This window comes from Lacticaseibacillus sp. 22, assembly GCF_055413445.1.
Window position 1 is genome coordinate 114,578 of the sequence record NZ_JBVAYD010000005.1, and the last position, 16,665, is coordinate 131,242.

General features: G+C 45.9%; 11 protein-coding genes. 9 read left to right on the top strand and 2 right to left on the bottom strand.

What is annotated here, in order from left to right; translation table 11 throughout:
• Positions 1–2: 2 nt before the first annotated feature.
• The 8 genes from ACWP87_RS04345 (at position 3) to ACWP87_RS04380 (ending at position 13,716) form a co-directional block, all read left to right on the top strand.
• Positions 3–3,308 (top strand): FtsX-like permease family protein, encoded by a 3,306-nt coding sequence (locus tag ACWP87_RS04345; protein ID WP_015764810.1) that lies wholly within the window; start codon positions 3–5, stop codon positions 3,306–3,308.
• A gap of 191 nt (positions 3,309–3,499) precedes the next feature.
• Complete coding sequence (locus tag ACWP87_RS04350; protein WP_005687056.1) at positions 3,500–4,555, top strand: amidohydrolase family protein; 1,056 nt, start codon at positions 3,500–3,502, stop codon at positions 4,553–4,555.
• Between the two features lie 214 nt (positions 4,556–4,769).
• Complete coding sequence (locus ACWP87_RS04355) at positions 4,770–6,062, top strand: adenylosuccinate synthase (protein WP_005687058.1); 1,293 nt, start codon at positions 4,770–4,772, stop codon at positions 6,060–6,062.
• Between the two features lie 324 nt (positions 6,063–6,386).
• Positions 6,387–8,285, top strand: coding sequence for a heavy metal translocating P-type ATPase (locus ACWP87_RS04360; protein ID WP_014568961.1), 1,899 nt, complete (start codon positions 6,387–6,389; stop codon positions 8,283–8,285).
• Between the two features lie 95 nt (positions 8,286–8,380).
• On the top strand, positions 8,381–8,725 hold the full coding sequence (locus ACWP87_RS04365; protein WP_005687062.1) for an ArsR/SmtB family transcription factor: 345 nt from the start codon (positions 8,381–8,383) through the stop codon (positions 8,723–8,725).
• 352 nt (positions 8,726–9,077) lie between these two features.
• Positions 9,078–10,292 carry an MFS transporter gene (locus ACWP87_RS04370; RefSeq protein ID WP_005687063.1) on the top strand — a complete coding sequence of 405 codons (1,215 nt, stop codon included), beginning with the start codon at positions 9,078–9,080 and terminating at the stop codon, positions 10,290–10,292.
• A 362-nt stretch (positions 10,293–10,654) separates the two neighbouring features.
• Positions 10,655–12,838 carry an anaerobic ribonucleoside-triphosphate reductase gene (nrdD, locus tag ACWP87_RS04375; protein WP_005687066.1) on the top strand — a complete coding sequence of 728 codons (2,184 nt, stop codon included), beginning with the start codon at positions 10,655–10,657 and terminating at the stop codon, positions 12,836–12,838.
• Positions 12,839–13,020: 182 nt separating this feature from the next.
• Positions 13,021–13,716, top strand: coding sequence for a hypothetical protein (locus tag ACWP87_RS04380; RefSeq protein WP_005687068.1), 696 nt, complete (start codon positions 13,021–13,023; stop codon positions 13,714–13,716).
• A 669-nt stretch (positions 13,717–14,385) separates the two neighbouring features.
• Here ACWP87_RS04380 and ACWP87_RS04385 read toward each other — a convergent pair.
• A complete protein-coding gene (locus ACWP87_RS04385) occupies positions 14,386–14,595 on the bottom strand; it encodes a hypothetical protein (protein WP_005688294.1) in 210 nt (69 codons plus the stop codon).
• Positions 14,596–15,130: 535 nt separating this feature from the next.
• On the opposite strand from ACWP87_RS04385, the gene ACWP87_RS04390 reads away from it, so the two are divergent.
• Positions 15,131–15,397, top strand: coding sequence for a hypothetical protein (locus ACWP87_RS04390; protein WP_005688296.1), 267 nt, complete (start codon positions 15,131–15,133; stop codon positions 15,395–15,397).
• Positions 15,398–15,414: 17 nt separating this feature from the next.
• Here the strand turns inward: ACWP87_RS04390 and ACWP87_RS04395 are convergent, their stop codons facing one another.
• On the bottom strand, positions 15,415–16,191 hold the full coding sequence (locus tag ACWP87_RS04395) for a helix-turn-helix transcriptional regulator (RefSeq protein WP_225350533.1): 777 nt from the start codon (positions 16,189–16,191) through the stop codon (positions 15,415–15,417).
• Positions 16,192–16,665: the final 474 nt, after the last annotated feature.

Here is a 16,665-nt window from a genome sequence, read left to right on the forward strand (position 1 = left end):
GTTTGAGCAAAAAAATGCTTTGGAAGGATATACGCAAATCCTTTACAACGTCATGGGGCCGATTTTTCTCGATCTTGCTTTTGATGATGCTTGGGTCATTTGCCTTGGTCGGGTTATGGGTTGCCGGTCCGGATATGCGAGCAACAGGCGCAACCTATTTTAAACAATATAATTTGGCCGATTTAACCGTCATTGGTGAAGATGGTTTGGATAGCCACGATCAAAAGACGATTCAGGCGACAGCTGGCGCAAAGCAGGTTGAATTCGGTTATCTTAAAGATGTCACGCTCAAAGGCACGCATGCTAGTTTTCGGATTATGTCAAAACCGGATAAGATCTCAAAATATAAGCTTGCTTCCGGACACATGCCGACTAAGACGAATGAAATTGCAATCGATGCTAACTACAAAGGCAAATATAAGTTAGGCGACACGATTAAGTTTGTGCAACGAGCGGATCAAACCGGCAGCAAGGTGCTTAAGCGGACGCAATTCAAGATTGTCGGGTTTGTCTATTCGCCTGAAGTCCTGTCCGCCATTAACAAAGGCGACAGTACTTCGGGTAGCGGTGATCTCAAAGGATACGGGGTCGTCACAGCGAATAACTTCGATAGCGACTTTTATATGATGGCGCGGATCACGTATCAAAATACCCAGAAGCTGGATCCGTATTCCGATCAATATACCGATCGGATTCAAAGTCATAAAACGGCTTTGAACCAACGATTGAAAGATGCGCCTGCAGATCGCTTGGCGGCTATCAAAAAGCAATACCAAAAGAAGATTGATGCGGGTCAAAAAAAGCTTGATGAAGCTAAGGCACAGTTAGACTCGGCTAAGGAACAGCTGACAACCGGCCAGCAGCAATTAGCCAGTGCCAAGCAGCAAATTACGGCAAAGCAACAGGAACTTGATACGGCCGTTAAAAATGGCCAAGCACAAATTGCCAGCGGGGAAGCACAGTTACAACAAGCAGCGACTCAACTTTCACAAAGCGAGTTGCAACTAGCCAGTGCCAAACAACAACTTGAAGCCAGTCAGCAACAACTGGATGCCAAACATCAAGATCTTGCCAGTGCCAAGCAACAATTGGATACTGCCAATCAGCAGCTTGCTAACAGTCAGGCGCAGTTGGCTGCCGCTAAACAAGAAATTGACGCAGCGCTGACGAATAATCCGCAAATCGCTCAGGTGCCAGTATTCCAGCAGAAACAGGCGCAATATCAAAATGGCATCGCGCAGTATAACCAAGGCCTTGAACAATATCAAAATAATTTACAGGCCTATAACAATCAAGTTGCAGCCTGGAATACGGCCAATAACCAGCTTCAACAAAAGTACCAAGAATATAATTCTGGCGCGAGTCAATTCCAACAAGGCCAGCAATCCTATGCGGCTAAGCAACAAGAATTAGAACAAGCTAAGCAGTCATTGGCGACTCAGCAGCAGTCGGGACAGCAACAAATTGAGGCAGCTAAGCAAGAAATGGCCTCAAACGAAGCAACGCTCAAAACCAAGCAGGCTGAATATGATCAGCAAGCGCCAAACGCAGAAAAAGAAATCCAAAGTAACAGTCTTAAACTTGAGGATGCTAAAGAAGCGCTGAAAAATCTTAAAGCACCTACGTACACGGTTGACACTCGTCGTGAAACTCCAAGTGGGCAAGGCTACATGGTTTATGACAACACTTCAAATATCATTGATTCGCTAGCCAATATTTTCCCATTTTTCATGTACTTTGTCGCAGCGTTGGTTACTTTTACCACTATGACGCGGTTCGTTGATGAAGAACGTATCAATTCCGGTACATTGGTTGCACTAGGGTATAGTCGGCATGATGTCATCAAAAAGTTTACAGTGTATGGTTTCCTGTCCAGCTTAATCGGTTCGATATTAGGGATCATCAGTGGACATATCTTACTGCCATTGATTGTGTACAATGCCTACCATGGCGGGGTTAATGTTCCGCCAATCGAATTGCATTTTTATCCCGGCATTAGTATTGCGGCGTTGTTACTTGCGATGATCAGTGCGGTTCTGCCTGCATGGTGGGTTGCCCGGCGCGAACTGAAAGAACGGCCGGCTCAGCTGCTTTTGCCAAAACCGCCTGCAAACGGCTCAAAGATTCTGCTTGAACGGGTCGGCTTTATCTGGAAGCGTATGAGCTTTACGCATAAAGTGACGGCGCGGAACATTTTCCGGTATAAGAAGCGCATGTTTATGACGATCTTCGGGGTTGCCGGATCAGTGACCTTGCTGTTTTCCGGCTTAGCGGTTCAGCACAGTATCGGCGGGGTTAATGATCGGCAGTTCAACGACATTATCAAATACGATATGATCGTGGCACAAAAAGACAATATCACCAAGAATCAACAAACAAGTCTGGATAAGCTTTTTAACGAAAAAGCGGTTAAGAAGACGAAATCAGTTCATTACGAAACCGTCAGCAAAAACGCTGGCGCCAATCATGATCGGCAAGATATCACCATGATTGTGCCGCAGTCAACGAAGAATTTTGACAGCTACATTCATTTAGCAACGCGCAAAGGCCAAAACAAACTGACCCTTCAAGATAATGGCGGCATTATTTCCGAGCGGCTGGCGAAACTGTTAAATGTCGATGTCGGGGATACGATCACCGTTAAAGAAGCAGATGGTACCCGTCGCAAAGTCAAGATAACCGGCATTACCGAAATGTATATGGGTCACTTCTTATTCATGAACAAAACAGCTTACCAAAAAGCCTTTAATACCAATTACAAGGTCAATGGGCATTTGGTTACCTTAAATGATCGGTCTATCAGTAATACCCGGGCCCATGCCGCGCAATTCATGAAAGAAGATGGCGTTAAAGGCGTGGTTCAGAATTCTTCTTTGAGGAATCAAATTACGACAGTTGTGAAATCGTTGAACAAGATTATGGGCGTTTTGATTGTGTTGGCAGCTGTTCTCGGCGTCGTGATCTTGTATAACCTGACGAACATTAACGTTGCTGAGCGGATGAGGGAACTTTCAACTATCAAGGTCCTAGGGTTTTATGATAAGGAAGTCACACTCTATATTTATCGCGAAACGATCCTGCTTTCGATTATTGGGATTTTTGTCGGCTGGGGTTTTGGTGAACTCTTGCATGAGTATATTATCACCGTCGTTCCGCCAAATAACGTCATGTTCAATCCCGCCCTTTCAGCGCCAACTTTCATTATTCCAACCATCGTGATTACCATCATCACCGTTGCACTTGGGTTCTTCGTCAATTACTCGTTGAAGAGAGTGAATATGTTAGAAGCACTGCAATCAGTTGATTGATGTGGCTTGAGGTCTTTCCCCAAGCGTTCTAAAAAGAAACAGGTGGCTTAAGTTGGAAAAAGACCATTGATTTCGCTATCGCATCGGAAACGGTGTCGAGCAGTCTCCTCGCAGTGCCTGAGTTGAGGTTGCTCGATTTTCGTGATCGTCAATGGAAAAAGAACAGATAAACTAAAGGAGACACGAACAACATGGATGGCACAATTGATTTTCACACACACTTTTTACCGAAAAAATACGCACAGGCACTTAAAAAGCACATTCCCGGTGATCCGGACGGCTGGCCGACGCCGGGATGGGATGAACACCTGACACTTGGGTTCATGCGCAAGAACCACATTAGTTATTCAATTCTGTCGTTGTCTTCCCCGCATTTCAATTTTGGGGATAAGGACGAAACCGTTGAAATTGCCAGGGATGCTAATGAGACCGGTTCGCAAGTCACACAACGGCACCGCGATAAATTAGGTTACTTTGCCTCTTTGCCATTGCCATATCTCAATGAAACGCTTAAAGAGATCGACTTCGCCTTAGAACATGATGCGCTGGGCTTCACCGTGCCAACCAATACGCGGGGTCTTTATTTCGGCACGCCGATTTTTGACCCAATTTATGCACGCCTTAATCAAAAGAAGGCGATTGTCCTCATGCACCCGAACCGGCCATCGCAAGGTCCGTTGAACGTCAACATTGACATGCCGACACCGCTGATGGGTTTCTTTATGGATACCACCATGACCTTTATGAACCTTATCCGGTACCACTTCTTTGATCGCTATCCGGATATTAAACTGATCGTGCCGCATGCAGGGGCCTTTCTCGGTATTTTGGCAGATCGTGATGCTGCCTTTGTGAAGCAGCAATACAACGCCGATATGTATGCGATTTTGCGCCATGTTTATTTCGACACTGCTGGCGCGGTTTTCCCACGTCAGTTACCGATGTTGCTGACACTGGCGGATGAGTCCCATGTGCTATATGGCAGTGATATTCCGTACACAGCTCCGATGATCGCCGCACAAATGTTGAAACTGTTTGAGCCTGAGACATACCGCGCCAAAATGGCAAACCGAATCACCAAATTGAAACACTTTGATCCGGTTATGACGCATTTTAAAAAGTTCCGTGCACTACCAACCGTGCTGAACATGTCGAGTAAAATGTTGACCGGTGCGGAAATTTTGTCACCGGAAATGGCGCAGGATATTTTGGTCAATAACGGGCAACGGCTGCTCGGTAAAATTTGACCGGATTAAAGCGTAAAACGCCTTATGCGGTGGCGGGATCATTCGTTTCGAGCCGCTGAATTTAAAAATATAAATAATTTCGTTCGGATTTTTCGCGAATAGTGGTTTTATCTATTATTAAAGTTCGTATTTTGCTTGTCATCACCTTGCGATCCTGTTAGACTACCAATTGGCGGGCAAAATCCCGCACTAATTCGTGAGGAGCGATTAATTAATGGGAACTGTAGTTATTGTCGGCACACAATGGGGCGACGAAGGTAAAGGAAAGATTACTGATTTCTTGAGCCAAGGCGCCAAGGTGGTTAGCCGTTATCAAGGCGGTGACAATGCAGGCCATACCATTCATGCCAATGGTCAAGTCTATAAATTACGCTTGATTCCGTCTGGTGTTCTTTATCCGCATCAGTTATCCGTCATCGGTAATGGCGTTGTGGTCAACCCTAAGAGCTTAGTCGGTGAACTGGCTCGGCTCGCCGAACAAGGGGTAACTGGTGAAAATCTACGAATCTCAGATCGTGCCCACGTTATTTTGCCTTACCACATTAAACTCGATAAATTACAAGAAGAAGCAAAAGGTGCCGATAAGATCGGGACGACGAATCGCGGCATCGGTCCGGCCTATATGGACAAAGCTGCCCGGGTCGGCATTCGAATGGCAGACCTTTTGGATAAGGATATTTTCGCAGAGCGGCTGAAGGCAAACCTGAAAGCTAAGAACGAAGAATTCGTCAAGGTCTATAACAGCACGCCAATGACGTTTGATGAGATTTTTGAAGAATATTACAACTACGGCCAGCAGTTGAAACAATATGTCTGCGATACCTCGATTGTGCTAAATGACGCGATTGATCAAGGTGAGCATGTGTTGTTTGAAGGCGCTCAAGGGATCATGTTGGACATTGATCAAGGAACGTATCCATTTGTCACCTCATCGAACCCAGCTGGCGGTGTCACGGTCGGTGCTGGCGTTGGGGCATCCAAGATTGATCGCGTGGTCGGCGTTGCCAAGGCATACACGTCGCGAGTTGGCGATGGCCCATTCCCGACAGAATTGCTTGATAAAACCGGCGACTTCATCCGGAATGCTGGGCATGAATTTGGGACCGTTACCGGCCGGCCGCGGCGAATCGGTTGGTTTGACGCGGTGGTTGTGCGCCATTCACGCCGCGTTGCCGGGATTACCGACTTGTGTCTCAACTCAATTGATGTGCTAACCGGTTTGGACACCGTTAAGATCTGCGTCGCTTATGAGCGTGACGGTGAACGGATTGAAAATTATCCGGCATCGTTGAAGTTCCTGAGTGAATGCAAACCGGTTTACGAAGAATTGCCAGGCTGGAAGGAAGACATTACCCATGCCAAGACACTAGCCGATTTGCCAGAAAACGCACGGCATTATGTTGAGCGCATCACCGAGCTGCTCGGAGTGGATCTTTTGACCTTCTCTGTTGGCCCGGATCGTGATCAAACCAACGTGATTGCGAACGTGTGGGATAAAGTGAAGTAACCGATTTGATTAACTAAAATTTTAAAAAAGCTGTCAGTGCGAGTTTTCTCGTACTGGTGGCTTTTTTTGCTGTGCGCGAGCCGCCGCGGTTAGAAGTCGGAGTGTAAGCGGCCTTGGGCGTGATGGCCGGGCTTTGGCCATTGCTCCTGAGGTCCTTACACGCAGTCTTCTGCGACGGGGAGCGCGTTATCGAAAGTGAGCGTAAATACTTTGTCACATTTAAAAAAGCATTTTTAATTGACTTCCGGACCCAAACCCGGTATATTCAAGTTGTTATATGAACACATGCTCATATGAACATTAAATATAAGGGCGGGATTATTGATGATAACAAACAAACCAATTGGCTTTTATTTGTTAGGTGTGGCTGCTTTTATCGGCGGCTTATTCATCACCCAACCGTTGGCACGCGCAGGGCTCTTGATTGCTGCTGCAGTCGCTGCCGGGTATCACGTAATTGCAGAAGGCGTGATTGAGACGATTCGGGATTCCAAAAAGCAACATCGATTTGCGCCGAACATTCATATTCTCATGGCATTGGCAGCAGTCGGGGCGATTGCGATTGGCAGTTATGAAGAAGCGGCCATGTTGATTCTGATTTTTGCTGGCGCGGACTTTCTCGAAGACTATGTCGAGAATAAGAGTCGCAAAGAGATTACCGCACTTTTGGCAATGGCACCACTTGAGGCCCGACGCTATGGGCATGATGGCGAGTTTGAAGTAGTGCCTGTTGCCGCATTGCACATCGGTGACCGCCTGCAGATTCTCAATGGGGCGCAGGTGCCGACAGATGGCGTGATTATTGCCGGGACTGCCAGCCTTGACGAGTCGGCGATCAGCGGGGAGAGTATCCCACGGGAAAAGCAAGTCGGAGATGAAGTTTTCGGTGGGACGCTTAACGGCCAGTCAACCTTTGATATGCGGGTGACCAAGGCCAGTGACGAAACGGTTTTTGCCAAGATCATTCAAATGGTTCAAACAGCACAAGCGACACCGACTAAAATGGCCAGTGTGATTCAGCGCTTTGAACCACTTTACGTTAAAGTCGTCTTGGCAGCATTACCTCTGGTGTTTCTGGCAGGACCGTTATTGCTCCATTGGTCGTGGATGACGAGCGTGTATCGCACCATCGTTTTTCTGGTGGCGGTTTCGCCTTGTGCCTTGGCAGCCAGTGCCGTACCTGCAACCTTGGCGGGGATTTCGAATCTGGCGCGGCATGGCGTGCTTTTCAAAGGCGGACGGTACTTGGCAAACCTGACGCAATTAAAGGCGATTGCGTTTGATAAAACCGGCACCCTGACAAAGGGGACGCCAACTGTGACTGATAGTGAATTTGCTGCCGATGTTGATCAAGCAGCGGTGATGGCAGTTGTCACGGCGATGGAAAAGCAAAGTAACCATCCGTTAGCCAATGCGATCGTGGCTCATTATCCGGCGACTGATGTGGTGATCGACACCGTTCACAACGAAATCGGCAAAGGGTTAACTGCCGATTATCAAGGCCATACCTATACAGTGGGTAAACCGCAACGTTTTACGCATGCGCCTGCGCTTTTCCGGCAGCGCGCCATGGCGTTGGGGCAGCAAGGGAAAACCGTGATTTTTGTGGCAGTCGATCAAACGGTGGTGGGCCTAATCGCGTTGATGGATGAAGCCAAAAGCAGTGCTAAAGCGGCCATGGCTTACTTGAAACATCATGATATTCAACCGGTTATGATTACCGGCGATGCGAAACAAACCGGTGAGGCTGTTGCCGCCGATTTAGGCATCAAACAGGTTGTGACCAACGTGCTGCCAGATCAAAAAGTAGCGGTGGTTAAGCAATTGCAGGAAACAATGCGGCCAATAGCGATGGTGGGTGACGGTGTTAATGATGCGCCGGCTCTGGCAAACGCAGAAGTCGGCATTGCGATGGGTTCAGGAACCGATGTCGCCATTGACGTTGCCGATGTGGTGTTGATCAAAAACGATCTCTCCCGGCTCGCATTTGCCCATCAGGTTTCAACCAAAATGAACCGTATTGTCGTTGAAAATCTTGTCTTTTCGATGGCGGTGGTGTTGCTCTTAGTCACGCTAAATGTACTGCAGTTAACCAACATTGCCTGGGGCGTCTTTCTTCATGAAGGCAGCACGCTCATGGTGATTCTCAACGGTTTGCGGCTTTTGCTAACGGAAGAAGGAACACATTCACAAACACCGCATGTGCAACCACAGCTAGGGTAACGGGTTCGGCTCGGTGAATCGTTGCATAACAAACTGCGCTTTTAATACCAAAGTCTGCTAAAATGAGGCTTAAGTATCATAAGGAGCGCATTGCGATGACAACGAATGATGTTCATGCGGCAGCTGCCAATAACAGTGAAATTCCGGATGACGCCGATTTACGAGATGTTCTTGATGTATTCAAAACCATGAGCGATCCCACGCGAATGCGAATTATTCTCGCTATTGCACAAGGACCCATTACCGTTAACGATCTTGCAGCCATGCTGGATCTTGGCCAGTCGACAGTTTCGCATCAGTTACGGTTATTAAAGCAGGCTCGATTAGTCGCCGGTGAGCGATCCGGCAAGCAGATTTATTATCATTTAGTCGATGACCATGTGTTGGAGATTTATGCGTTGACCAAGGCGCATATTGAGGAAAAGCAGCATAGGCAGTGATGAAGTACAATAACAGGCGGCGCCAACATGCAGCCTGACATTATCTTTTGTAAAGGCAAGTGTTTTTCCGGCTATCAGGAAGGCACTTGTCTTTTTGCGTTTATTGCCGTTTATCCTAACAGAAGAAACGGCTGCGTCTAAAAGCTGATATTTACATTATTAGAAGTAAATGATACCATCATTAAATCCCTGCGCTCAGGCAGTTTGCTAAATGGTAGCACTCATGACGGCTAATACGTCCGACTTAAGCATTGGCGAGCCAGCGTCTCTTTTCATTTGTAGACTAAGGATTTGACCGAGCGAAATTTAAAATGAAAGCGTTCGAAACTTAAAGGTGTTATGGAGGTGTTATATGTTTGGGCGGCCCATAAGTAATAGATATAAGTACTATTGGTATACAGTCTTCACGCAACTTAGATTTACCAGAATCATCAATATCATCTTTGTTGTCCAATTTCTAAAATTCAATTTAGTACAATTCGGACTTTTGCAGTCGGTATTTTTGTTATCGCAGTTTGCATCGGAATTGCCAAGTGGTGTTTTAGGCGATCTTTTTCGAAAAAAAGCGGTTATTATTTGGGGCTTGGTTTTACTGACGATTTCGCCCATGGTCATGATTTCGGCCAGTTTGGTAGGCAACGATTTTATGTTTACGACCTTGTTAGGTGCTTTTTTATTGGAAGGCGTGGGTAACGCGTTGCTTAGTGGGGCGGATGAGGCGCTTTTCTTTGAAGCAATTCGCAGAGACGGTCGGGCCAAACAGTATGCAAAGATTCGTGGTGAGGCACAGTTTATCGGGGCCATTGTTGTAGGCGCGGCAACTTTTTTAGGCGGCGTTTTATATGCAATCAATCGCGTGTTACCGTATTTTTTTCAGTCGTTAATGGTGGCAGTTGCGGGTCTGGTTATCTTTTCTGTGCGGGAGGATAAACGCGTCACTGCAACAATTGAAAAAGTTAAGGAACCTAGTCAAGTTAAGAATATCCTCACCGTTTTTGCGGAAATTAAAGCATCGACCAATGTTCTGTTCTTATTTATCTTTACGGCTTTGATGTCTGCAATGGTAAATGCCATTTTTGCGATGTTGCCAGCGTATTTTTCCAAACTCGGCTTTTCTTCTTCTGCAAATGGACTGATATTTATGCTCTTTAGTTTTGTGGGCGGATTGGTGGCAGCTCAGGCTTATCGGCTTACCAAGGTCAGTTCTAAAACATTGGCGCTTATCGTAGCCGGTATTTTAGGGCTGGGGGTGATCCTTCAGATGCAAGCAAGTATTTATTTCTTCTCTGCAGGTGTTTGCTTGTTGTACATAACAGTGGATATTCTAGATCCGATTGTTCTGGAAATGTTGAATCTGTGGGTGAAAGACTCTGCGCGGGCAACTTTAATCTCGGGCCTTTCATTTGCTACTAGTTTGGTGACGATGCTGCTCAATCCGTTAATCGGTATGTTGATTCAAGTATATGGAACAATTCCGATGTTAGTGATGGTTTCAATGTTCGCGATTGTCATGATCCTTTTTTTCGTTCATTTTAGTCTGAAATCAAAACCGCAAGAAAGCGAATAAAGTAATGGAAGGTAAGCGCGCAGATTGATGTGGACGATTCTGAACACCGATCAAGGTCTTGAATCTAAAACGACTTTAAAACGGACAAGCTGCTTAGTGAGAAAGTATTTTCTCGGTAAGCAGCTATTTTTATGGCTAAGGAATGAATGGCTAACATGCGCGGAGGTTATAACTCGCTGCTGAAATGACGTTATTTTAAAAATAAATCGCAAGCAATCAAATGATGTAAAACCACTATATAGTGTATGCTTATTTTAACAAACCACAAAATTTGGTGGATATCCCGTTACTTTTGCTTCTGAATCTTGTATACTAAATACATTGTTACAAGTTTTGCAAGTAAGGGTACGGGAGGACTAGCCATGATCGAATTTTATACACAAATCAAGAAACGGGATGGGCGGATCGTTGATTTTGATGCGACCAAGATCAGCACCGCGATAACCAAAGCGGCAGAAAGTGTGGCGAAACTGTCACCGCGCGATGTGTTAACCATTGACCACTTGACGGATACGGTTACGGCTAAGATTCGCGATCGGTATCATGATGATGTTGAGATTGCCGAAATTCAAACGGTTGTCGAGCAGACACTCATTGCCGCCGAAAAGTACGACTGGGCAGAAGCCTACACGCAATATCGGCTGAAGCGTGATTTAGCGCGCAAACAGAAGCAAGACGTTAATTACAATGTTGCGCGGCTGGTCAATCGCGATAAAAGTGTCGTCAACGAGAATGCCAACAAGGATAGTCGGGTGTTCTCGACCCAACGTGATTTAACAGCCGGTGCGGTGGCCAAAGCGATTGGCTTGAAAATGTTGCCGCCAGCCGTTGCCAATGCGCATTTGCGTGGCGACATTCATTGGCATGATCTTGACTATACCCCGTTCATGGCGGAAACCAATTGCTGCCTGATTGATTTTGACTATATGTTGAATCACGGCTTCTCCATTGGGAACGCCGAGGTTGAGCCGGCCCACTCGATTCAGGTGGCGGTGACCCAGATGACGCAAATTATCGCTAACGTGGCCTCCAGTCAATATGGTGGCTGTTCCAGTGACCGGACAGATCAGGTACTGGCGCCGTTTGCCGAGAAAAATTACCAGAAGCATTTGCGTGAATTCGGTGATGTGATTGATGATCCCGCTACCCTCAAAGCGTTGGCGGTGAAGCAGACCAAGAAGGATATTTATGATGCCTTGCAAACGCTGGAATATCAGGTTAACACCCTTTATTCAACGCAAGGACAGACCCCGTTTGTGACCGTGGGCTTTGGTCTTGGCACTAGCTGGATTGAACGTGAAATTCAAAAGGATATTTTGAAAATCCGGATTCTGGGTCTGGGCAAGGAACGCCGGACAGCGATTTTCCCGAAACTTGTCTTCACGTTAAAACGCGGCCTGAACCTTAATCCGGATGACCCAAACTACGACATCAAACAGTTGGCGATTGAGTGCGCCACCAAGCGGATGTATCCTGATGTGGTTTCCTATGACACAATCAAGCGGCTGACTGGCTCCTTCAAAGCGCCGATGGGTTGTCGCAGTTTCTTGCAAGGCTGGACCGATCCGAAGACAGGTAAGGAAGTCAATGCCGGCCGCATGAATCTCGGCGTTATTACGGTTAACCTGCCGCGGATTGCTATGGAGTCCAAAGGCGATAAAGATAAGTTTTGGAAGATTTTTGAAGAACGGATGCGCATCTGCAAGGAAGGTTTGCTTTACAAGATTGAACGAACCAAACAAGCCACGCCGGAAAGTGCCCCGATTCTTTATAAATATGGTGCATTTGGCCACCGTTTAGCCGATACCGATAGTATTGACGATCTTTTCAAAAATGGTCGTGCCACTGTATCGCTCGGCTACATCGGTCTATATGAAGTCGGAACGGTCTTTTATGGTTCAGCATGGGAGAAGAATCATGACGCCAAGGCCTTTTCCGTTTCGATTGTGAAGGCGCTGGACGATCATTGCAAGGCCTGGGAGAAACAATACGGCTATCACTTCTCGGTTTACGGCACCCCAAGCGAATCGCTGACTGACACCTTCTGCCGCGAAGACACTAAGAAGTTCGGCATCGTCAAGGACATCACCGACAAGGAATACTACACCAACAGTTTCCACTATGACGTCCGCAAGTCACCCACACCATTTGAAAAGCTCGACTTTGAAAAGGACTATCCGCAATACAGTGCCGGTGGCTTCATCCACTATTGCGAATACCCGAACCTGAAGCAAAATCCTAAGGCACTGGAAGCGGTGTGGGACTATGCATACGATAAAATCGGTTATCTTGGCACCAACACGCCGATTGATCAATGCTTCAAATGCGGTTTCAAAGGTGAGTTCACAGCGACCGCCAAGGGATATGAATGCCCGGAATGCGGCAACCACGATCCGGCTACCTGCGATGTCGTCAAGCGGCTTTGCGGCTACCTTGGCAATCCCAACAAGCGGCCAATGGTTCACGGACGGCAAGAAGAAATCATTCACCGCAAGAAACATATTACGTTCAGCCTGAATCAGGTGGCCAATCGCCGCGATAAGTAGGGTTGATCAAAGTGGCATGGAAAAAGATAATAGGAGCGATCGTCTGGAGATCAGACGGTCGTTTTTGTTTTCTAGAGACTGAATATAAATAGTAATCGGAGACTTTTCATTCCGCCCATTCGCGTGTAGAATCCAAGGCAAGTTCTTGCTGACGGTTGGAATAGCGTGATTGGAGGTGTGCCATGATAGCTGGTGTATTTACTGCTAAACAATGGCAAATAGCAGAACAATGGAATAATGGGTGGCTGATTGTTGCGATTATTGTCATTTTATTCATTATCTTCTGCCTCCTACTCGTTTCTTTTTATGTACCCAATCCCTGGAAGTGGCGGATTTTCGTACCTGCCATCCTTATTTGCATGAGTTTGACGGTTTACAGCTGGTTGCGAACGGACAATACGGCTAATTACCAATTTAATCAATGGGCCGCAAAAATCACACCGCAGATCCGCACTAAGAAAGCGGCTCTATTTACTTATGTCTCCGTCCCAGAAAGTGAAGTTAAAGGGTATCGGGCATTAAATGATTACCCGGCGCTTACAAGCTTACCCATGTATACGCGTCACCGAGTCATAGCATCAGTGGTCTATCTTGGGCGTGATGACAATGCGCGCTACTTTAAGTTAGACGGCTTAGTTTATCGTTATTCCGGACCAATACAGATCGGCGAACAGGCGGCTTTAAGCGGTTATCGTTTTCGGTTAAAGGATCGTGGCTATACTCAAATGGGATTCATAAATCCATCCAAGAATTTTACAGCCGCTCTAGTGATCCCGCGAAATCAGATTGAGCAGCATTACCATCCGTCTAAGGAGGTCGTCGTGACACTCGAGAAGATGGATGGTGAATGGACGACGGAAAAGGTCTATCGAAAGTGAAAAAGTTTGTGCAGTCATTTTGCAGGCTGACGGTGTGGGCAGATGGGTTTTGTTAGGATAAGCGAGCCTGCGCCGGCGATGAGGACGAGAACTAATTGCAGATCCATGCCTTATGAACTATATAAGGACAAGACCTGTAAGCAAATATAGTAGCCCAAGCGCAGAAAGGGTCAAAACTATGAAACTAAACCAGCTAGCAAAAATATGCGCTAACTTGCTAGGTATATAAAGCGGGGACTTGACGCTAAGACAGATAGTCTTGTAATACTTGACGGTAACAAATGCATCATTTTGGGAGAAAACGTCCTAATTGGCGATTAAGCCCTTAACTCCCCACAAAAAATAGCCGTTACCTGTTCGGAAACGGCTATGAAAATCACCGGTTGCTTTTACTTTGGATAAAGGAATTGGCTGTACAAGGCTCGGACATAACATAATAAGAGACTTTTTTAACCTATATAGCCTAACTGCATGAATGCTGTGTACCGCCGGAATCATCAGAGCTGCATGTATGTGGAATATTATTTAAATTCATTTATAGTTTTATATCTCCACACAAAAAGTGTTGGGGGCTCTCTAAGAAACCGGAACAAAAAACATTTGATTTTCTGTAAATTTCAAGCGCGTTCTTAAGATTTATTGGATTATTTCAAATAGCAGTACACCAATTCAATCTAGGTTATTTTTTAGGAATGCAAGTACGTTCTTCTTATCCGTTTTCATGCTTCCTGCCAAGAATGCAACTATGATGGCAATAACAGAGAGCACGAATTCTAATAATGACCACTTGAAAATTAACGTTAAGACTAACGGTACAAGGACTGCAATTAACAAGACGCCATCTCTGGGACCTAAATTAATATAAGGATACATCATCATTGAGTATCACTTCTTTCGTTGTCTAGCTAGGATAATACTAGTTGAACCATATCTTCAAATGCTATTTTGTTCTCCTTCAATAATCGGGAGAGTTCTTGGGCGAACAAGTTAGCTTTACGAAAGTCTACATTTTGGTGGTTAAACATCAGTTGGAGGCGGAATTGTATCCGGATAAGGATTGAATTGTGTCTCGGAAACAGGGACAAGAGGACAGATCCCTTCAGATATCGTCACTAAGCTGGCGAATGATGGTGATTGTCTATAGTTCAATACCATCATGGTCATCTCCTTGTAGCTTTGCGAACGGAATGTTTGAAAAAATGACCCTTATAGATGAGAAAAGATTGACGAAACAGATGGTAAACGCTTACTGGACTATCTAACTAAAGTACTACGCCCTTATCTTTTCTCTGTCAAGTTGGATATGGATACGAATGAAAAAGTTGATACTTACTCAAAATAAGGACGGTTTTTATCAAGCATATGCTGTGATAAGCTAAGAACATCAAAAATTCTGCGAAAGGCAGTGATGTAAATGATCCTGTTAGGTAACCTATGCCGAATGGTTACACTTGTTTTCGTCCTTATTAGCAGCATTCTCATTAGCAAGCCAAAAATGACGCGGATTCGTTTTATAAAACTAGCAACACTAGCAATTACCGCCGCTGTTTTCTTCGCACTGAGTCTGTGGCTGGAGAAAGAAGCCTCTGGTGCCGTTTCATCGTTAGTAGGGATGGTGATGGTTGTTATTGTGGCACTTGAACTGGGATACATACGCAAGCGCAAGATGGTCACGCGTTGAGAAGTACTCGCACATGCTTATTTTGCATGCTGACGATGTGGCCAGACGGGTTTTGTTAGGATGAGCAAACCTGCGCCACCGATGAGAACCAAGACTATTTGTACATCAATTCCCCGAAACCAGATAAGATATAACGCTGTTAGGCAAAAGATCAAGCCCATTAAAGAAAAAAAGGTGGCTATGAGTAAACGGCTTGTAATAGACCAACTTGCAAAAATATCTGTTGATTTTGGATCAGAGGCCCGACTCCAAATTAACAAAACGATGGCATAAATTGACCAGATAACCTGCGCAAGCCAATGAGGGAAAAAGCCCAAGAATGTTGTCGCTGCCACTCCAGTCATGATTAGACTAGCCGTCATCAAAACAGCCATAACAAGCTGATGCCGGCTCACTTTACTATCCTTAATCAATTTTTCGTTTAACTCAGAATCGTCGAGGATCAGGGTATCAAGCGACACCGAAAAGATCCGGGCAATTTGAGTCACTGTTTCTAAGTCCGGTAAATTGCGTTCATTTTCCCAGTTAGATACCGTGTGCCGCGAAACGTGTAATTGTTGTGCCAAGTCAGCTTGCGTCATGCTGTGTGCGGTCCGAATCTGCTGAAGCTGTTTTGAAAAGTTCAAGATGATCACCTCGCTTGGTTTGATTGTGGCAGAGGAGGTCAGAAACAGCAAGAAAGAGAGAAGATCCGCAGCGCGCGTTATTCGAGACAAGACTATTACCCGGGAAATTTTGCATTCGGTGGCTGGTGAAAACCGATTACCAAAGCAAAAACTTAAAATAAATGTCAATTTGTCAGCATTCGCAGTGTTAGCAGAAGATGCTCCTGCACTAATCGCCATAATGTTTGACAAGTAAATCATCATGCTTGTGATCAACGCACATTTCATGCTATACTCCATTCGGTGCCAAACCACGGTGAGTTCGTAACGATCGGCGCGTATGCGTTCAGAAGGTCGAAGCGGCTCGCCATTTTTTTATGAGCGCGAGCCGGCGCGGTTAGAAGTCGGAGTGTAAGTGGCCTCAGGCGTGATGGCCGGGCTTTGGCAATTGCGCCTGAGGTCCTTACCCGCAGACTTCTGCGCCGGGGAGCGCGTTATAGATAATATGAAGTGACCCCCTAGATTGTCGACTCGGGGATTTAGACTGATAATGGTGTTGTGTTAAAACGAGCCATACAATCATTACCCCATGACAATAGGAGGTCACTCACATGGAAAGTATAGTTTACGTCGGGATGGATGTCCATAAAGCCACTTACAGCC